Source organism: Microterricola viridarii, from assembly GCF_001542775.1.
Lineage (GTDB): Bacteria > Actinomycetota > Actinomycetes > Actinomycetales > Microbacteriaceae > Microterricola > Microterricola viridarii_A.
Map to the genome: position 1 here is coordinate 2725217 of NZ_CP014145.1, position 19384 is coordinate 2744600.

General features: G+C 66.0%; 17 protein-coding genes. 3 read left to right on the forward strand and 14 right to left on the reverse strand.

What is annotated here, in order from left to right:
• Window positions 1-229: 229 nt before the first annotated feature.
• The 11 genes from nrdF to AWU67_RS12550 form a co-directional block, all read right to left on the reverse strand.
• On the reverse strand, window positions 230-1249 hold the full coding sequence (nrdF, locus tag AWU67_RS12500) for a class 1b ribonucleoside-diphosphate reductase subunit beta (protein WP_067229565.1): 1020 nt from the start codon (window positions 1247-1249) through the stop codon (window positions 230-232).
• A gap of 51 nt (window positions 1250-1300) precedes the next feature.
• Complete coding sequence (nrdE, locus tag AWU67_RS12505; RefSeq protein ID WP_067229568.1) at window positions 1301-3427, reverse strand: class 1b ribonucleoside-diphosphate reductase subunit alpha; 2127 nt, start codon at window positions 3425-3427, stop codon at window positions 1301-1303.
• Window positions 3427-3846 carry a class Ib ribonucleoside-diphosphate reductase assembly flavoprotein NrdI gene (gene nrdI / locus AWU67_RS12510; RefSeq protein ID WP_067229571.1) on the reverse strand — a complete coding sequence of 140 codons (420 nt, stop codon included), beginning with the start codon at window positions 3844-3846 and terminating at the stop codon, window positions 3427-3429. The genes nrdE and nrdI overlap by 1 nt, the downstream gene beginning before the upstream one ends.
• Window positions 3847-3987: 141 nt before the next feature.
• Entirely contained in the window at window positions 3988-4221 is a 234-nt protein-coding gene (gene nrdH / locus AWU67_RS12515) for a glutaredoxin-like protein NrdH (protein WP_067229574.1), read from the reverse strand.
• A 462-nt stretch (window positions 4222-4683) separates the two neighbouring features.
• A complete protein-coding gene (locus tag AWU67_RS12520) occupies window positions 4684-5766 on the reverse strand; it encodes a type IV toxin-antitoxin system AbiEi family antitoxin domain-containing protein (RefSeq protein ID WP_067229577.1) in 1083 nt (360 codons plus the stop codon).
• A gap of 200 nt (window positions 5767-5966) precedes the next feature.
• Window positions 5967-7211: a multiple monosaccharide ABC transporter permease gene (gene mmsB, locus AWU67_RS12525; protein WP_067229579.1), complete on the reverse strand. Its 1245-nt coding sequence runs from the start codon at window positions 7209-7211 to the stop codon at window positions 5967-5969.
• A 33-nt stretch (window positions 7212-7244) separates the two neighbouring features.
• The gene (mmsA, locus tag AWU67_RS12530) at window positions 7245-8774 is read right to left on the reverse strand and encodes a multiple monosaccharide ABC transporter ATP-binding protein (RefSeq protein ID WP_067229583.1); all 1530 of its coding nucleotides are present in this window, start codon (window positions 8772-8774) and stop codon (window positions 7245-7247) included.
• 123 nt (window positions 8775-8897) lie between these two features.
• Entirely contained in the window at window positions 8898-10031 is a 1134-nt protein-coding gene (chvE, locus tag AWU67_RS12535) for a multiple monosaccharide ABC transporter substrate-binding protein (RefSeq protein ID WP_067229587.1), read from the reverse strand.
• A gap of 97 nt (window positions 10032-10128) precedes the next feature.
• A complete protein-coding gene (locus AWU67_RS12540) occupies window positions 10129-10881 on the reverse strand; it encodes an L-ribulose-5-phosphate 4-epimerase (RefSeq protein ID WP_067229590.1) in 753 nt (250 codons plus the stop codon).
• Between the two features lie 377 nt (window positions 10882-11258).
• Entirely contained in the window at window positions 11259-12383 is a 1125-nt protein-coding gene (locus AWU67_RS12545) for a LacI family DNA-binding transcriptional regulator (RefSeq protein ID WP_067229592.1), read from the reverse strand.
• A 231-nt stretch (window positions 12384-12614) separates the two neighbouring features.
• Window positions 12615-14099 carry an MFS transporter gene (locus AWU67_RS12550; protein ID WP_234407249.1) on the reverse strand — a complete coding sequence of 495 codons (1485 nt, stop codon included), beginning with the start codon at window positions 14097-14099 and terminating at the stop codon, window positions 12615-12617.
• 79 nt (window positions 14100-14178) lie between these two features.
• On the opposite strand from AWU67_RS12550, the gene soxR reads away from it, so the two are divergent.
• Complete coding sequence (gene soxR, locus AWU67_RS12555; protein WP_067229598.1) at window positions 14179-14646, forward strand: redox-sensitive transcriptional activator SoxR; 468 nt, start codon at window positions 14179-14181, stop codon at window positions 14644-14646.
• Between the two features lie 9 nt (window positions 14647-14655).
• On the opposite strand, the gene AWU67_RS12560 is transcribed toward soxR, so the two are convergent.
• From AWU67_RS12560 to AWU67_RS12570, 3 genes are all read right to left on the reverse strand, one after another.
• On the reverse strand, window positions 14656-15660 hold the full coding sequence (locus AWU67_RS12560) for a cyclase family protein (RefSeq protein ID WP_067229602.1): 1005 nt from the start codon (window positions 15658-15660) through the stop codon (window positions 14656-14658).
• Window positions 15657-17189, reverse strand: coding sequence for an APC family permease (locus AWU67_RS12565; RefSeq protein WP_234407250.1), 1533 nt, complete (start codon window positions 17187-17189; stop codon window positions 15657-15659). Before AWU67_RS12565 ends, AWU67_RS12560 begins: the two co-directional genes overlap by 4 nt.
• Before the next feature lie 119 nt (window positions 17190-17308).
• The gene (locus AWU67_RS12570) at window positions 17309-17665 is read right to left on the reverse strand and encodes a nuclear transport factor 2 family protein (RefSeq protein WP_067229611.1); all 357 of its coding nucleotides are present in this window, start codon (window positions 17663-17665) and stop codon (window positions 17309-17311) included.
• Window positions 17666-17846: 181 nt separating this feature from the next.
• On the opposite strand from AWU67_RS12570, the gene AWU67_RS12575 reads away from it, so the two are divergent.
• Together AWU67_RS12575 and AWU67_RS12580 are read left to right on the forward strand one after the other, a co-directional pair.
• Complete coding sequence (locus AWU67_RS12575) at window positions 17847-18545, forward strand: DUF3105 domain-containing protein (RefSeq protein WP_067229614.1); 699 nt, start codon at window positions 17847-17849, stop codon at window positions 18543-18545.
• Window positions 18545-19297, forward strand: coding sequence for a DUF305 domain-containing protein (locus tag AWU67_RS12580; protein ID WP_234407251.1), 753 nt, complete (start codon window positions 18545-18547; stop codon window positions 19295-19297). Before AWU67_RS12575 ends, AWU67_RS12580 begins: the two co-directional genes overlap by 1 nt.
• Window positions 19298-19384: the final 87 nt, after the last annotated feature.

Genomic DNA, 19384 nt, shown 5'->3' on the forward strand with positions numbered 1-19384 from the left:
AAGCGCAACTCGCCATCGATCGCCTTCAGAGAACGAAACGGGCCCGCCAGCGGCTCATGGACAAATCCGTACCTGCACCCGTTCCCATTTTGGACGGAATACCAGTTACCTGGCTCGATGAGGGTCCCGTCTAGGGTGGAATCTACCCAGAACGAAACGTAGGCCGACTTACCATCAATGTCGATGGGCCCAACCGACCCGCGATCTCGAACCTCTTCAGGCGCCGGCACTAGAAGTCCCAGTCCTCGTCTTCCGTGACAACGGCCTTGCCGATGACGTAGCTCGAGCCCGAGCCCGAGAAGAAGTCGTGGTTCTCGTCCGCGTTCGGCGAGAGCGCCGACAGGATCGCCGGGTTCACGTCGGTGACCGTCTTCGGGAACATCGGCTCGTAGCCCAGGTTCATCAGCGCCTTGTTGGCGTTGTAGTGCAGGAACTTCTTGACGTCCTCGGTCAGGCCGACTCCGTCATAGAGGTCCTGCGTGTACTGCACCTCGTTCTCGTAGAGCTCGTACATGAGGTTGAAGGTGTAGTCCTTCAGCTCCTGGCGACGCTCCTCGGTCTCGTTCTCGAGACCCTTCTGGAACTTGTAGCCGATGTAGTAACCGTGCACGGCCTCGTCACGGATGATGAGGCGGATCATGTCGGCGGTGTTGGTGAGCTTCGCACGCGAAGACCAGTACATCGGCAGGTAGAAGCCGGAGTAGAACAGGAACGACTCCAACAGGGTCGAGGCGACCTTGCGCTTCAGCGGGTCATCACCCTGGTAGTAGTTCATGATGATCTGAGCCTTCTTCTGAAGGTTCTGATTCTCGGTCGACCAGCGGAACGCCTCGTCGATCTCCTTCGTGGAGCAGAGCGTCGAGAAGATCGACGAGTAGCTCTTGGCGTGCACCGACTCCATGAAGGCGATGTTCGTGTAGACGGCCTCCTCATGCGGAGTGATGGCATCCGGAATCAACGACACGGCGCCGACGGTGCCCTGGATCGTGTCGAGCAGGGTCAGACCCGTGAACACGCGCATCGTCATCAGCTGCTCTTCGGGGGTGAGCGTCGCCCACGACTGGATGTCGTTGGAGAGCGGCACCTTCTCGGGCAGCCAGAAGTTGTTGACGAGACGGTTCCAGACCTCAACGTCCTTCTCATCCTGGATCTTGTTCCAGTTGATGGCGTTGACGTGGCTGACCAGCTTGATCTTGCCCTGGTGGGCGGGATCGTTCTGGGCCGAGTTGACCTTGTCGGTGAGAGTCATTGTGATTCCTTTGAGATTCGAGGGATGCCGGTCAGAGGGCGTTCGGCGCGCTTAGAGCGCGCAGCTCACGCAACCCTCAACCTCGGTGCCCTCGAGAGCCATCTGGCGCAGGCGGATGTAGTAGATGGTCTTGATGCCCTTGCGCCACGCGTAGATCTGGGTCTTGTTGATGTCGCGCGTGGTGGCGGTGTCCTTGAAGAACAACGTCAGCGACAGCCCCTGGTCGACGTGCTGCGTGGCGGCGGCGTACGTATCGATGACCTTCTCGGCACCGATCTCGTAGGCGTCCTGGTAGTAGTCCAGGTTGTCGTTCGTCATGAACGGAGCCGGGAAGTACACACGGCCCAGCTTGCCCTCCTTGCGGATCTCGATCTTCGCGGCGATCGGGTGAATGGATGCCGTCGAGTTGTTGATGTAGCTGATCGAGCCGGTCGGCGGCACGGCCTGCAGGTTCTGGTTGTAGATGCCGTGCTCCATGATGGAGGCCTTCAGCTCGCGCCAGTCGTCCTGCGTCGGGATGTGCACGGCCGAGTTGGCGAACAGCTCGGCAACGCGCTCCGTGGAAGGCAGCCACTCGGCATCCGTGTACTTGTCGAAGAACTCACCCGAGGCGTACTTCGAGTCGGCGAAACCGTCGAAGGTCTCGCCGCGCTCGATCGCGATCTGGTTCGACGACTTCAGGGCGTTGAACACCACCGTGTAGAAGTAGATGTTCGTGAAGTCGATGCCCTCTTCGCTGCCGTAGTAGATGCGCTCACGGGCGAGGTAGCCGTGCAGGTTCATCTGGCCCAGGCCGATGGCGTGCGACTTGTCGTTGCCATCTTCGATCGAGCGAACCGAGCTGATGTGGCTCTGGTTCGAGACCGAGGTGAGGCCGCGGATGGCGGTGTCGATGGTCTTGCCGAAGTCGGGCGAGTCCATGGCCAAGGCGATGTTCAGCGAACCGAGGTTGCAGCTGATGTCCTTGCCGATCTTGTCGTACGAGAGGTCCTCGTTGTACGTGGTCGGCGTGTTGACCTGGAGGATCTCGGAGCACAGGTTCGACATGTTGATGCGGCCCTTGATGGGGTTCGCAGCGTTGACGGTGTCCTCGTACATGATGTACGGGTAGCCGGACTCGAACTGGATCTCGGCGAGGGTCTGGAAGAACTCGCGGGCCTTGATCTTGGACTTCTTGATCGCCGGGTTGTCGACCATCTCGCGGTACTTCTCGGTAACCGAGATGTCGGCGAACGGCACACCGTAGACGCGCTCGACGTCGTACGGCGAGAACAGGTACATGTCCTCGTCGTTCTTGGCCAGCTCGAACGTGATGTCGGGAACGACGACGCCGAGGCTGAGCGTCTTGATGCGCACCTTCTCGTCGGCGTTCTCACGCTTGGTGTCGAGGAAGCGCATGATGTCGGGGTGGTGCGCCTGCAGGTAGACGGCACCGGCGCCCTGGCGGGCACCCAGCTGGTTGGCGTAGCTGAAGCTGTCCTCGAGAAGCTTCATCACGGGGATGATGCCGGAGGACTGGTTCTCGATCTGCTTGATCGGGGCGCCGGCCTCACGGATGTTGGAGAGTAGCAGGGCCACGCCGCCGCCGCGCTTGGAGAGCTGCAGCGAGGAGTTGATGCCGCGAGAGATCGACTCCATGTTGTCTTCGATGCGCAGCAGGAAGCAGGAGACGAGCTCGCCGCGCTGTGCCTTGCCCGAGTTCAGGAAGGTGGGGGTGGCCGGCTGGAAGCGACCCGCGAGGATCTCCTCGACCAAGTTGGTGGCAAGCTTCTCGTCGCCGGCGGCCAGGCCGAGGGCGGTCATCACGACGCGGTCCTCGAAGCGCTCGAGGTAGCGCTTGCCGTCGAAGGTCTTCAGCGTGTAGCTCGTGTAGTACTTGAACGCACCGAGGAACGTGTCGAAGCGGAACTTCTTCGAGTAGGCGAGGTCGTTCAGCGCGGTGATGAACTCGAACGAGTACTGGTCGAGCACGGCAGGCTCGTAATACTCCTTCTCGACCAGGTAGTCCAGACGCTCGCGCAGCGAGTGGAAGAACACCGTGTTCTGGTTCACGTGCTGCAGGAAGTACTCCCGGGCAGCCTCGCGGTCCTTCTCGAACTGGATTTCTCCGTTCGGGCCGTACAGGTTCAACATCGCGTTCAGGGAGTGGTAATCCATCCCGGTGCGCGGTGCCTCCATCAGTGAGACGCTGTCGCCATTTGTTCCGACCAAAACGAGTCCAATCCTTCGTGGACGATGTTCACATCGTCCGGTGTTCCGAATACTTCAAATCTGTAGAGCTGCGGCACTTTGCATTTGGCCGCGATGATGTCTCCGGCCAGGCCGTAGGCCGAGCCGAAATTGGTGTTGCCTGCCGCGATCACGCCGCGCAGCAGCGCCCGGTTGTTCTCGTCGTTGAGGAACCGGATCACCTGCTTGGGCACGGCCCCGTTCCCGTCGCCGCCCCCATAGGTGGGAACGACGAGAACATAGGGCTCGGTTGCGTGCAGCGGTGCATCTTTGGCGTAGAGCGGGATGCGCTCAGCCGGTTGGCCGAGCTTCTCCATGAATCGGTGCGTGTTGCCCGAGACACTTGAGAAATAGACCAGATTGGCCATGGGACTCGACCCCTCTCGGTATGCCGAATGGGTTGTTACGTTGTGGTGCGTGCCTGTGCGAGCTTTCGCATGGGCGCACGGATGCCGCCGAGGCGGCGGTGTGGGTGGGGCCGCGCGTGCGCGGCATCCGCCCTGTTATCGCTAGGCGAGGCGCGCGGCGAGCTCCGAGATCTTGTCGGGCCGGAAGCCGGACCAGTGGTCCTCATCGGTGATCACAACGGGGGCCTGCAGGTAGCCCAATTCCTTCACGGCTTCCAGAGCCTTCTCGTCGACCGAGAGGTCGAGGATTTCGTACTCAATACCCTGGTTATCGAGGGCACGGTACGTCGCCGTGCACTGCACGCACGAAGGCTTGGTGTAGACCGTTACAGTCATCGATTTCCCCTTTTTGAGTACGAAGTCTGGGCTTATCCCCCGACTCCTCAATACTACATCTAGTGCCAGCAGATAGGAACAGCCACTAGATGATGTAGTTACATTTATGTAGTTATCCACCGGTTACTCACCGGTTGTCAACATGTCGGGCGATGCAGTTCGGCCTGTTTCCGCGCCTCTCGCGAGGCTTATCCACAGCCCCCATTTGGGAAGCAGTTTTCCTGTGGAAAGCTCACCGGCGTGTCGCTTCCGGATGTCGCCGACCACAAGATGTTGTGCTGCTATGGCCACCTTGCACCCACCCTCTGACACCCCTTTTCGCGGCCCGGGACCGCCCCCGCACCGCCATCCGTGCACGCTCGCGGCCCTCGAAAAGTCTCGCGGCACTCGATAGATCGGGGGCCGCGAGACTTTTCGGGGGCCGCGACGAGCGGATGCGTGCGGAGGCGTGCGTCTGCGACCTCAGCCGACGACGAAGCGACTCCGTGTGCTCTCACCGCGGCGCCCTCGCACCGGTGATGCGAGCGGGACCCCCGCTTCCCTGGTGAAGCGGAGGAATGCCAGTGGAGGGAACACGACGTCCCATACCCAGCGTGTCATCGAGTTAAGCTGCGGCCGCAGCGCGTCTTCACGTCGTTTCTCGGAGAAGACAATCTCTCCGGGATCCTGACCAGGCTTGACGATGGCGCCGCGCGTGTATTTGAACTTGCCGTCGTACTCGCCGGCTTTTCGGATGCCGCGCCAGAGGAAGTCGAGATCGGCCTCGCCCGCATCGGAGCGCGCGAGCGTCACCTGCAGCTCGGGAATCTCGAATCCGTGCTCATGGAACCGCACGCGGGTGAGACTCTCACCCACGCTGCCCGCAAGTCCACTCGCGAACGCAATCGCAAGCTCCGCCTGCCGATACCCCCGTCGTGGAGCGGCTCGCTCCAGCTCGGCGTGCACGTGGTCACGCATTCCCTCCTCCGCCACCGACTGTGCCGAACCCATCTCTGCACTCCGCCACGCGAGGCCCTGCGCCGCACCCGACGTCCCCGCGCTCTCGCGCACCATGCGCAGACCGGCATCGATGGCGGGAACTGCTCGGCTCAAGGGCTCGCTCGCGGCGACGTCGGCGAGCGTGCGCGGCAGCGAGGTAACGAGAATGCCGTCGATCAGAACGGTGTCAGGTCCGGGGGCTCCGCGATGCACCGTGATGTGGGCTGAGGAGGCCCCACCCCTCGCCTCCGGATCACTCACATGCACAGTCGACGGCCAGCCTCCGATCGTCCCCAGCCCATGCATCGCCGCAGCAGAGAGGTGCGAGACGACCCACTCCCGTTCGGCGAGCAGCAGCGTCGCTCGCACGAGTAGCCGGTGCTGCTGTTCGGGCCAGAGCGCCGCCCAGAGCGGTCCCGATACATAAACGCCAGGCCTCACCCGCCGCAACAGACCCCGCTGAAGGCACTGCACGATCCGCTCGGAACTCAGCCCAGCCGAGCGCAAAGCAGATCTCGTGATCAGCCCGTCGCCGAGGGCGCTGAGCAACTCAATGGTTTCGATCATGCGAGCATGCTTCCGGATGCCGCGGCCAACGGCATCCGCTGTCTGCCAGCGTGTGCACAACCCCTCCGGCGACTCGCCCTGTGCACAACACCGCGCCGGCGGCCATCGCCCACTCCAACAGTCGCGGCACGTGAAAATTCTCGCGGCCCCCGATAAATCGGGGGCCGCGAGACTTTTCGGGTGCCGCGAGGTGCGAGCGGCTAGCGGCCGCCGCCGGCGCGGCGCTTGTTGTAGACGTCGAAGGCGACGGCCAGCAGCAGCACGAGTCCCTTGACGGCCTGCTGCCACTCGATGCCGATACCCATGATCGACATACCGTTGTTCAGCACACCGATGATCAGACCACCGATGATGGCGCCGGCAATGGTTCCGACACCGCCCTGCACGGCCGCGCCACCGATGAAGGCGGCGGAGATGGCCTCGAGCTCGAAGCCGTCACCGGCCTTCGGGCCGGCCAGGTTCAGGCGGGCGGTGAAGATCAGGCCGGCGAGGGCCGCGAGCACGCCCATGTTGACGAACAACATGAAGTCGACGCGGCGCGCCTTGACACCGGAGAGCTCTGCCGCGTGGCGGTTGCCGCCGATCGCGTAGATGTGGCGACCGAAGACGCTGCGGTTCATGATGATGCCGTAGATCATGACGAGCACGGCGAGCACGATCAGCGTGATCGGGATGCCCTTGTACGAGGCGAGGGCGTAGGCGAACGCGCTGATCACGGCCGTGATGAGCACCAGCTTGGTGACGAACCAGGCGAGCGGCTCGACCTCCTGGCCGTACTTCTGACGGCCGGCGCGGGTGCGCACCTGCTGCACGATCAGCGCGACGACGGCGATGACGCCGACGCCGATGGTCAGCGGGTCGATCGGGAACTTGCCGAACACGTCGGTGAGGAATCCGTTGCCGAGGGCGCGGTACTCCGCCGGGAAGGAGCCGATGTTGGCGTTGCCGAGCACCACGAGCGCGAGCCCGCGGAAGATCAGCATGCCGGCCAGCGTCACGATGAACGCCGGGATTCCGACGTAGGCGATCCAGAAGCCCTGCCACACACCGACCAGGGCGCCGATCGCGAGCGACAGCACGATCGCAAGCCACCACGGCAGCCCCCAGTTCACCGCGAAGACGCCGGAGCAGGCCCCGACGAAGGCGGCGACCGAGCCGACCGAGAGGTCGATGTGGCCGGCGATGATGACCATCACCATGCCGATCGCGAGAACGAGGATGTAGCCGTTCTGCACGATCAGGTTCGAGATGTTCTGCGGGCGCAGCAGGATGCCGTCGGTCAGCACCGTGAACAGCACGACCACGGCGATGAGCGCCAGGAAGATGCCGTTCTTGCCGAGGTCGGCGAGCACGTGGCTGAGCCAGTTGGTGAATTTGTTCGAAGCCGGGTGAACCTGGCTGGCCGCCACCGTGTTGTCGGTCGGCCGGTTTTCAAGTTTTGTCATGTCTGTGTCTCCTTGAGATTCCCGAGCGCCGAGCTAGCGGGGCTTTTCCATGGTCATGAGTTTGAGGACGGATTCCGGTGTGGCCTCCGCGATGGGCATCTCGCCCGTGATGCGGCCCTCGGAGATCGCGTAGACGCGGTCGGAGATGCCGAGCAGTTCCGGCAGCTCGGAGGAGATCACGATGATGCCCTTGCCCTCCGCCGCCAGCTTGTTGATGATCGCGTAGATCTCGTACTTGGCACCGACGTCGATGCCGCGGGTGGGCTCATCGAGGATCAGCACGTCCGGGTCGGAGTAGATCCACTTCGACAGAACGACCTTCTGCTGGTTTCCACCGGAGAGCTTGCCGGTCTTGGCCAGCACCGACGGCGCCTTGATGTTCATGCTCGTGCGGAACTCGTTCGCGACGCGGTACTCCTCGTTGTCGTGCACGAGCCCCCACTTCTCGAGCTTGCCGAGGGAGGCCATCGAGATGTTGCGCTTGATGTCCTCGATGAGGTTGAGACCGTAGGTCTTGCGGTCCTCGGTCGCGTAGGCGATGCCGTTGCCGATCGCCTCCGAGACGGTGCGCGTCTTGATCTCCTTGCCGCGCTTGAACACGCGGCCAGAGATCTTGGTGCCGTAGCTGCGCCCGAACAGGCTCATCGCGAACTCGGTGCGGCCGGCGCCCATCAGCCCGGCGATGCCGACGATCTCGCCGGCGTGCACGGTGATGTTCACATTGTCGACGACGACGCGGTTCTGGTCCTGCGGGTGGTGCGCCGTCCAGTCCTCGACGCGCAACAGCTCCTCGCCGATGTTCGGCGTGTGGTCGGGGTAGCGGCTCTCGAGGTCGCGGCCGACCATGTCTTTGATGATGCGCTCTTCGGTGACATCCGTCTTCGCGATCGTCTCGATCGTCTTGCCGTCACGGATGACGGTGACAGAGTCGGCGATCTTCTTGATCTCGTTCAGCTTGTGGCTGATGATGATCGACGTGATGCCCTGCCCCTTGAGGTGCAGGATCAGGTTGAGCAGGTGGGCCGAGTCCTCGTCGTTGAGGGCGGCCGTCGGCTCGTCCAGGATGAGCAGCTTGACGCGCTTGGAGAGTGCCTTGGCGATCTCGACCAGCTGCTGCTTGCCGACGCCGATGTCCATGATGCGGGTGGTCGGGTTGTCGCTCAGGCCGACCCGGGCGAGCAGCTTCTGCGCCTCGTGGTTGGTCTTGTTCCAGTCGATCAGCCCGAAGGGGTTCTTCAACTCGTTGTTGAGGAAGATGTTCTCTGCAATAGAGAGGTACGGGCTGAGCGCAAGCTCCTGGTGGATGATGACGATGCCCTTGGCCTCGCTATCGGTGATGTCCTTGAACTCGACGATCTCGTCTTCGAACACGATGTCGCCGGTGTAACTGCCGTGCGGGTAGACGCCACTCAGCACCTTCATGAGGGTGGACTTGCCCGCGCCGTTCTCACCGCAGATCGCGAGCACCTCGCCGCGTTCGGCCGAGAGCGTGACGTTGGAGAGTGCTTTGACACCGGGGAACGTCTTGGTGATGCCGCGCATCTCCAGAATGTTGGTGGTCACGAACGTGCCTTCCTCATTCGACTTCCTATTTCTTTGCTGGCTATTTCTGTGCCGGGGAACCGTGCTGCCGGTGGGGGTACCGAAGTACCCCCACCGGCCTCTCACGGGGAGAGTGAACGGGTGTTAGCCCTTGATCTCGTCTGCGGTCCAGTAGCCGCTGTCGACCAGAACCGAGGTGATGTTGTCCTTCACGACGACCTGCGAGGAGAGCAGGAACGACGGAACAACGAAGTTGCCGTTGTCGTAGGTCTTGGTGTCGTTGACCTTGACCTCGTCGCCGTTGAGCAGGGCGGATGCCATCTCAACTGCGACCTTGGCCAGCTCGCGGGTGTCCTTGAAGATGGTGGCGAACTGCTCGCCCGAGTTGATGGCCTTGACCGAGTCGAGCTCGGCGTCCTGGCCGGAGATGATCGGCCATTCAGCGCCGACCTTGTAGCCGGCGTCGGTCAGAGCGGAGATGATTCCGCGGGAGAGGCCGTCGTAGGGCGAGAGGACGCCGTTGACCTTGGAGCCGTCGGAGTAGGTCGACGTAAGCAGGTTCTCCATGCGCTTCTGGGCAACTTCGCCGTCCCAACGGAGGATGGCGGCCTGCTCGAAGTTGGTCTGGCCGCTCTTGACGACGACGGTGCCGGCGTCAATGAAGGGCTGGAGCTCGTCGATGGCACCCTGCCAGAAGAAGGTGGCGTTGTTGTCGTCGGGCGAACCGGCGAACAGCTCCACGTTGAAGGGTCCGGCGGGGGCGTCGGCGATCGGCGTGCCGTCGAGTTCGACGAGGCCGAGACCGTTCAGCACCGACCAGGCCTGCTGCTGGCCGACGATGTAGTTGTTGAACGTGACGTAGTAGTCGATGTTGTCGGTGTCACGGATCAGGCGGTCGTAAGCGATGACCGGGATCTCGTTCTCGGCGGCCTGCTCGAGCACGCTGCTCAGCGTGGTGCCATCGATCGAGGCGATGATCAGGGCTTCGGCGCCCTTGGTGATCATGTTCTCGATCTGTGAGACCTGCGTGGGGATGTCGTCCTCTGCGTACTGCAGGTCGACCTTGAAGCCCTGGGCCTCGAGCTGCTCCTTGACGGCGTTGCCGTCCTGGATCCAACGCTCGGAGCTCTTGGTGGGCATCGCAACGCCGATGAGGCCGCCCTTGGCTGCGCCGTCGCCAGCACCAGCATCGGTGCCAGCCGTGGTGCCGGCGCAAGCCGACAGAGCCAGCATGGCCCCGGCGGTGAACATCGCGAGAAGAACCTTCTTCGTCTTCACTGTGTTTCCTTTCATTGTGACGCGGACGTCATTGTCTGGTGCTGCACATCGAGCTCGGCGCCGAGGAGGGCGCCGGGCCCGGGTTTCTGCGAGGGGCTTATGAGCCCTTCGCCGCTCGGGCCCGCACACGGGGTGCTGGCTTCTGGCGACGAACCTCCGTCGCCTGTCCGTAGACGTTTTGGTAGCGATCGAAGAGGGCATCGATCGCGGGCTGGGGGATCTCGATCAGCTCGCCTGACTGCCGTGCCAGTTGCACGGTGCGGGCGGCGTCTTCGACCATGACGGCGGCCTTGACGGCATCCCGTGCGCTGGCGCCGATCGTGAACGGGCCGTGGTTCTTCATCAGAACCGCCTTGGAACGGTGCCCGTTGAGGGTCTCGACGATGCCGCGCCCGATCGAGTCGTCGCCGACGATGGCGAACGGGCCGACCGGGATGGGCCCGCCGAACTCATCGGCGATGGCCGTCAGCACGCAGGGGATCTCTTCGCCGCGGGCCGCCCAGGCGGTGGCATATGGCGAGTGGGTGTGCACGACGCCGCCAACCTCCGGCATATTCCGGTAGACGTATGCGTGCGCGGCGGTGTCGCTGGACGGCGCGAGCCCGCTGCCGGGGGTGTCGTCGATGACCTTGCCGTCGAGGTCGCAGAGAATCATGTTCTCGGGGGCGAGCTCCTCGTAGGAGACACCGGAGGGCTTGATCACGAACAGATCGGCGCCGGGAACCCGGGCAGACACGTTGCCGCCCGTCCAGACGACGAGCTCGTTGCGCGGCAGCTCGGAGTGCAGCTGGGCCACGTCGGCCCGCACTCGGGCAATCGCCACTTCGATGGTGGGTCCGAAGCCGCTCACGAGCGCACCGCCTGAGTGTCGTGCCCACGGGCTGCGCCTGGGGCCGGGGTCGAAACGGATGCCGCAGCGTCGGCGAATGCCGCCATGCTCCGGTGCATCGACTGCTTTGTCACGTTTCGTTATTCCTTCGTCACTTCATCGTGGGCGTGCTATCGCCCGCCGCGATCTGAGGATCGCAGGGCGGGCGATTTGCAAATGTGAACGGTCACATTGGCTGCCCTCATGGTAGCTGCATCGGCAGATGGATTGTCAAGTTCAGAATGTTTCATATCGGTAACGGCGCCAATTTCGCCGTAATCATGCGGATGTCGCGCTCTCACGAGCGGACTGGCTGGCGCGACCGGGGCCGAAAAGTCAGCGCCGGCCGGTGGTGGGGGCTAGAAGGCAGGCAAACCCGTCGATTGGCGCACGATGAGCTCGGGCACGAGCAGGCGATTGGCCGCAGCGGGCTCCCCCGTGCCGTCCTCTGCGTCATCCTCGGTGCCATCCGGGGCGCCATCCGCGGCGCTATCCGGGGCGGCATTCCCGGCGTGCTCGCCCCCCGTCGATGGCGAACGCCGGTCGATCTCGGCGATGAGTTTCTCGATGCTGCGCCGGCCGAGCTCCGAGAAGTCCTGGCGCACGGTCGTCAACGGCGGCGCGTAGTGCGCGGCCTCCGGGATGTCGTCGAAGCCGACGATGCTCACGTCGCCCGGCACGTCGAGGCCGGCATCCCGCACCGCGTGCATCAGGCCGAGCGCCATCTGGTCGTTGGAGGAGAAGATCGCGGTGAAGTCGCGCACGCTGAGCAGTTCGCGCCCCGCGTAGTAGCCGAAGTCGGCCGTCCAGTCGCCGAGGATCGGAGCGGTCGTCGCCACTTCGCTGTCGGACATCTCCCGCAGGAACCCCGTCATCCGCGCCTCTGCTTCGATCCAGTCCTGCGGACCGGCCAGGTGGTAGATGTGGCGGTGGCCGAGCTCGATCAGGTGCCGCGTCGCCAGCCGGGCACCGGTGATCTGATCGACGGCCAGGGTGTTGTCGCCGAACCGGCCGGTGGGCTGCAGAGTCACCAGCGGCACGTCGATCGCGCGCTCGGCGAGGATGTCGAACACCCGCACCTGGGGCGCGATCACGACGAGGCCCTCGACGGCTTGCGACATCAGATGCTCGATGGCACCGGTGATGGCGTCGTGGTCGGAGCCGACGATGTTCGCGGTGTTGATGTAGTAGCCGTGGGCGCGGGCGGCGACCTCGATGGCGGCGATGCTCGAGGCCGGTCCGTATTGCGAGCTGGAGGCCGACAGCACCCCGATCACGCGGGAACGGCTGGTCACAAGCGCCCTGGCCGCGCGGTTCGGCCGGTACTGCAGCTCCTCCATCACCGTGAGCACGCGGGCCTTGGTCTCCGGCCGGATGCTGGGGTGGTGGTTGAGCACGCGAGAGACGGTCTGGTGCGAGACGCCGGCGAGACGGGCCACATCGCGGATGCTGGGCGCTCTGCCTCGGCCTGCCTCGTCCGTCACGACTGTCCTTGTCTGTGCGTATTCCCGCGCATGTGTACGTTCACATGCGTGCGCAGGTCAATTATGCCGAAAATGGCGGATGTGACTGACACATTTGTGACAGTCACACGAAACCATGTGACAGGAACATGCCCGCCCCGGTGATTGAGCCTGCTTCCGCCCCGGCGATTGAGCCTGCTTCCGCCCCGGTGATTGAGCTTGCTTCCGCCCCGGTGATTGAGCCTGTCGAAATCAGTGCGCGGGAACGCTGACCGATGCGCGGCTGCGCACCAGCACGGCCACTAGCCAGAACACGGTGGCCAGGCCGAAGCAGCCGACGAAGGGCCACACGCCTCCGACCGGGGCCAGCAGCACGAAGACGATGCCGGCGAGGGCGATCGAGATCGCGGCGCCGATGGCATCGGAGATCGCGATGGCCGAGCTGTTGAAGCCCTGATCTGCCTCAGTCGAGGACTGCAGCGCAATCACCGAGGTGCGCGGGTACATGATGCCCATGCCGCCGCCGGCGAAGGCCCACGCCACGATCAGCACGAGCGCCGGCAGCGCGAGGGCGGTCGCGGTGATCGTGACCACCAGCGCCGTGCCGAGCAGCAGCAGGCCGATCTGCAGGCAGCGCGCGTGCGAGAGCGTCGCCGAGTAGCGCCCCTGGATCTGCGCGGTCACGGCCCAAGCCACGCCGCCGACGGTCAACGCCAGGCCGGCCAGCGAAGGCGTGAGCTCATAGCGGCCGGTGAGGATCAACGGCACGTAGACCTGGGCGCCGAAGAAGGCTCCGGCGATGAGGCCGCGCACCAGCACCGCTGCGGGCAGGCCTCGCGCCGCGCGCAGCGCCCCGACCGGCAGAAGCGGGCGCAGGGCGAGGGCGAGCACGACGACCGCCAGCACGGGCAGCACCCAGAGCACCCAGCCGGCCGCCTCGGCGCTGAGGTTCAGCACGAGCACGGCCACGGCGGCGAGCGCCGCCCAGAGGATGCGGGGCACGTCCCAGCGGGGAACGGTCGCCTCGGCATCCGGCGCGTGGACCATGCTGCGAAGCGCTGGGACCACCATGAACAGAGCAGGGATGACCAATGCGACGACGCCGAGGAACACCCAGTGCCAGCTCACCGCCTCGGCGATGACGCCGGCCACGAACGGGCCGACGAGGGACGGGATCACCCAGGCGGCCGAGAAGCCCGCGAAGATGCGCGGCTGCAGCACGTGCGGGTACACCCGGGCGACGATCACATAGAGCGCAACGGTAAGGCCGCCGCCGCCGAGGCCGTGGATGAGGCGGCCGGCGACGAGCGCCTCCATGCTGGTGGCGGTGCCGGCCAGCAGCAGGCCGATCGCGAACAGCGCGACCGCCGAGTAGAGCGGGGCCTTCGGGCCGCGGCGGTCGGCCCAGTTGCCGGCGAGCACCATGCCGACGACGCTGACGGCCAGCGGCCCGGCGAAGGCGAGGGCATAGAGGGACTGGCCGGCGAGCTCCTCGGCGATCAGCGGCATCACCGTGGTGACGGCGAGCGACTCGAAAGCGGCGAGCAAGATGAGCACACACATGCCGATGCTGATCCAGCGGTACGTCGGGCCCAGCACGCTCTCTTCGGGGCCAGCCGAGAGGGCGCCTTCAGCATTCTGGGGTTCGGTCTCCTTGGGGCCGACGGATGCCGGAGCGCCGGACACCGCCGATGAGGTGTCGCGGGGCTCGCTGGGGTCAGTCTCTACGAAAGGCACGAGTCTGAGCCTAGGACCTCAACTATGGTTGAGGTCAACACTCCGTGGCCCCTCGCCTGAGGGCACAGGAAGGACGGCCATGCCCTCACTCGGCGGCAATCCCACCCGCGTGCTCAGCGTCGGCGAGCTGGCCTCCCGCAGCGGCGTCAGCGTCTCTGCACTGCATTTCTACGAGCGCGAGGGGCTGCTGCAGAGCGAGCGCAACGACGGCAACCAGCGCCGCTACCGCCGCGATGCCCTGCGCCGGGTCTCGTTCATCAAGGTGTCGCAGCGCGTGGGGGTCTCGCTCGCCGACATCCGCTCCGCGCTGGACTCGCTGCCGGGCGACCGGGCGCCGAGCCCGCGCGACTGGGCCAGGATCTCGGAGCATTGGCGCGCCCAGCTCGACGCCCGCATCGCCGAGCTGCAGCACCTGCGCGACGACCTGGAGGGCTGCATGGGCTGCGGCTGCCTGAGCCTCGACAGCTGCGTGCTGCGCAACCCCGGCGATGAGCTGGGCGCCAGCGGCAGCGGGCCGCGCCGCTGGCAGCCCACGCCGGGCGAGTAGCGCTCCCCGCTAGGCGTCGAGGGTCGCGAAGGCGCGCACCGGGAAGGTGCCGAAGCCCTCGACCTTGGGCGGCACGGCCGTGAAGCGGGCGCCGCGGGCGGGCAACTCCTCAAGCCGGGTGAGGTGCTCGACGACGTGGATGCCGGCCTCGAGCAGCAGCGTGTGGGCCGGGCGCTCCCCGCCGCTCTCGGTGTCGTCGATGTTCAGCGCGTCGATGCCGACGAGCGCGACCCCCTGCTCGACGAGGTGGCGAGCGCCGGCCTCGGTGAGGAACGGCGAGTCGACGGCGTACTCCGGCTGGCCGAACAGCCGGTCGGAGCCGGTGTGCAGCAGCACGGCGGCGCCGGCCAGCTGGCGGTCGAAGAACACCTCGGCCGGGATGCCGCGGCTGGCGGCATCCGTCAGGTGGAACACCTCGGCCGGCAGCTCGACGAGGCTCTCCAGGCTGAGCTCGGCCAGGTCGCGGCCGCCCTCGTAGCGGTGGTACGGGCTGTCGAGGTAGGTGCCGGTGTTGCCGATCATGGTGATCGTGTCCATCGCGAACTCGGTGCCCGGCGCGTACTTCTCGCGGGAGTCCTCGCGGGTCAGGTGCGGGGTGATCACCGGAGCAGGCAGGCCGGGGTATGTCACCAAGCCGGCCCGGATGACGTGGCTGAGGTCGACGATGCGGCGCACGGCGGGTGCGGTCGCGCCGGCATCCTCCTCGGTGTCTGCCTCCTCGGCGTCTGCCTCCGCCGCCAGGCGCTCGGCCAGCGGGCTGCCGTCGAGGGCCTCGCTGAGCATCTCGGCGAATGGGATTCCCCGGCTGCCGCGGTGCTGCTCCCGCACGATCTCGATGTTCGTCAGCGACACGTCTTCGACGAGGGTGAGGCCGAGGTGGCGCACGAAGAGTTCGGCCAGCCGCTGCTTCGACACCTCGGCGGAGGGTAGGTCCAGTCGGAAGCCGCGGGCGACGAGGTCTCCCCCATTGACGAAGGTGACGGTGGCGTCGAAGCGTGCGCGGTACTCGGTCATGAAGTCTCCAGCTCTGAGGAGGTGCGGGTGAGGGGGGTGGGGATTTCGACAGGCTCAACCAGCGGGGTTCCGCGGATTTCGACAGGCTCAACCAGCGGGGTTCCGCGGATTTCGACAGGCTCAATCAGCGGGGTTCCGGTGATTTCGGAAAGCTTGACCAGCGGGGTTCCGGTGCTGTCGGGCTCAGCCAATGAAACCCGGCCGCGCGCCCGGCGCGCAAGGCCGCGTTTCACGAGAGCGACGGCGACGGCCGCGAGGGCAAGCGCGGCGGGGATCGCCAGGTTCGGGCCGGCCAGCACGAGCATCCCGGCGGTGAGCACACTGGCGACAACGGCCATCCACCAGCCGATGCTCCAGCGCTCCAGGATCCGCACCGCGGCGACCATGCCGAAGGCGTATATGGCGGCCGTGCAGCTGGTGTGAACCAGGATGAACGCGGTCAGATTGAAGCCGACCGCTGCCATCACCACGAAGTAGAGCGCGGTCAGCACGGCCGTCACGACGAGCGCTCGGCGCGGAACCGCCCCGTCTTCGACGCCTTTGGCGAGCCAACGCGGCAGGTCACCGTCGCGGCCGAGGGAGGCGCCCAGCTTGCCGAAGGCACCGATGTAGACGTTGATGACACCGAGCACGACGATACCGGCGACGATCGCGACGGCGATGGGCCCCACCCCCGGCGCCACAGTCGAGACGAGGCTGATCAACGGAACGGGGCCGTTGCCGGCATCCACCCCGAGCACGGCGACGGTGACGATCTGCAGCAACAGGTAGGCGATCCCGACGACGACCACGGCGATGCCCGTCGCCAACGGGATGACGCGGCGCGGGTTCTTGAACTCTCCGGCGATGTGAGTGCCGGCCTCCCAGCCAGCGAACGCCCAGAGGAACAGGCTGATCGCGGTGCCGACGCCGCCGAGGCCGTGCGGCAGGAACGGCGAGAAATTGGCCGGGTCGGCGGCGGGGAAGGAGACGGCGACGACGCCGATGACCACGGCCAGCAGCAGCACGGTGAGGCCGAGCTGCACGGTGCCGGAGACCCGCAGGCCGAACATGTTCGCGATGAACGGCGGCACCAGGATGGCCAGGCCGACGATCCCGACGGCGGAGCGGTCCACGCCCAGCACCGCGACGATGTACTCGGCGCCGAGCACGCCGACGACCGGGGCGCCGACACAGACGCCGAAGTAGAACCAGTAGCCGGTGATGCGCGCCGGGGTGTTGCCGAGCGCCCGGCGCACATAGCTGGCGACGCCGCCCGGGTCCGGGTAGCGCGCGGCGAGGGCGGCGAAGGTGCCGGCCAGCGGGATCGAGAGCAGGAAGACGGCGGCGACGGCGAGGATCGAGCCGGGGCCGGCGACGGATGCGGTGAGGCCCGGCAGCACGAGGATGCCGGTTCCGAGCACGGCGGCGATGTACAGGGCCGTGCCGCGCACGAGGCCGAGCGAGCCCTGGTGCACCGCGGCAGGCCGCTCCGCTGGTGCCCCCGCCGGGTGGGTGGGTGTCGATGCGGGCAGTCTCGTCGGAGTCACCCCCTCATCATGCCGTGCCCGGTCCACCCCGCGCGCTGGCAGAAATGACACTGTTCGTCGAAAAACCGCCAAGCCTGCGGCGGCCGGGGGCCGCGTCATCCGCCGGCGGCTCCCCGCCGCTACTCCTCCATCCACCACTCGGTGAAGGAGTTCGCGCGCCCGTCCGGGCTCATCTGCACCACCCAGAGGTTGTGGTAGACGTCGTTGTCGCCGGGGTAGGTGGTCACGCCGCGCACGACGGCGGTCTCCGGGCTGGCCAAGACCGGCTGCCACTCGAAGGTGCTGCCGCCCGGGCCGTCTGCGTTCTCGATCCAGTTGGTGACGATGTCGTCGTGGCCGCGCCACGGAGCGCGGAAGGGGCGGGTGTAGTACTCGGCGTCCTCGGTGAAGAGGGCGCGGATGTCGTCGGGGTCGTTGCTCAGCCAAGCCTTGCGGTAGCCATTGACCCAGCGGGTGATCGCCTCGTTCTCGCTCATGGCACTGTTCTACTCCGCCGCATCCGAAGCCGCCACCCCCTGCGCCGGCCGACGCGACATCCGCCCGCTCATTCAGCGCCTCCTCAGCGATTGCCGATACATTCAGAGGGTTCGGGGCGGAGGCTACGCCTCGACCAGATCCCGTGCACCCACCCCAGCGCTCCCCTTCGAGAGGCCGAGAATGTCTTCTTCCCCGACCCCGCCCGTTCCCCCTGCCGCCAAGGCGCAGGCAAAGGCACTCACCATCAAGGAGCAGCGTGCCGAGGCGCGCTCCAAGAAGCTCGAGGAATACAAGAAGCGCGAGGCCCGTGCCCGCCGCAACCGCCTGATCGGCATCTGGTCGGCCGTCGCCGGCGCCGTCGTGGTCGTGGCTCTCGTTGTCTCCGCCGTCGTGCTGACCCCGCAGCGGGCCAGCTACACCGCGGGCGGCACCGGCGCGAAGGTCAGCGGCGTCGAGACGTTCAACAACGGCGCCGGCCACGTCGAGGGCACCGTCGACTACCCGCAGAACCCGCCGGCCGGCGGCGAGCACAACCAGATGTGGCTCAACTGCGGCGTCTACGACCAGCCCGTGCCCAACGAGAACGCCGTGCACTCGCTCGAGCACGGCGCCATCTGGGTCACCTACGACCCCTCGCTCTCCGAAGACGCCCTCAACGCGCTCAAGCTCAAGCTGCCCAGCAGCTACATCGTGCTCTCCCCGAAGGAAGACCTGCCGTCGACCATCGTGCTGAGCGGCTGGAACTCGCAGCTGCAGGTTGACTCCGCCGACGACGCGCGCATCGGCGAGTTCCTCGAGGAGTACTGGAAGAGCCAGTTCGTTCCCGAGCCCGGCGCCCTCTGCTCCGGCGCATTCGACGCCCCGGGCAAGGTCTCTTAGTGGCGGACGCCCTGCAGACCGATTCGGTGCACACCGACGCTGAGCTGACGGATGCCGCCGACGCCGAGACCGGCGTGCCTGCGGCATCCGCTCGCCCGCGCCTGGCCGGCCGGGCCGTCGTGGCGATCATCGCCGTCATCGCGCTCGTCGTCGTGGCTCTCGTGTCGTTCTCGATCGGCCGGCTGAGCACGATCGGCGCCACGCCCAGCGACACCAGTGCAGAGGCGGGCTTCGCCCGCGACATGCAGGCGCACCACGTGCAGGGCGTCGAGATGGCGATGATCATCCGCGACCGCACCGACGACCCCGAGACGCGACTGCTCGGCTACGACATCGCGACCACCCAGGGCCAGCAGTCCGGCCAACTCTACGGCTGGCTGAGTGAGTGGGGCCTGGGCCAGTACGGCTCGGAGCCGTCGATGACGTGGATGACGCGGCCGGCGTTGAACGGCGCGGTCGGGCACGTGCACGGCGGCACCGATGCGGCGAGCACCGACCACGTTCCCGGCGGCCCCATGCCCGGCATGGCGACCGCTGAGCAGCTCGCCGAGCTGCAGGCGGCCAGCGGTGTCGAGGCGGAGCGGCTGTTCCTGACGCTGATGATCGCCCACCACAAGGGCGCACTGGAGATGGCGGAGTCGGTGCTGGAACGCAGCGACAACTCGGTCATCGTGCCGTTCGCCAACTCGGTGCTGGCCAGCCAGCAGTCCGAGATCGACCTGATGGAGTCGATGCTGGCCAAGCGCCAGTAACCGCGCCCGCCTTGCCCCGACACCCGCTCGGGAGGCATTCGGCAGATCGGGAGGCCACTTTCACGCGAAAGTGGCCTCCCGTTCTCA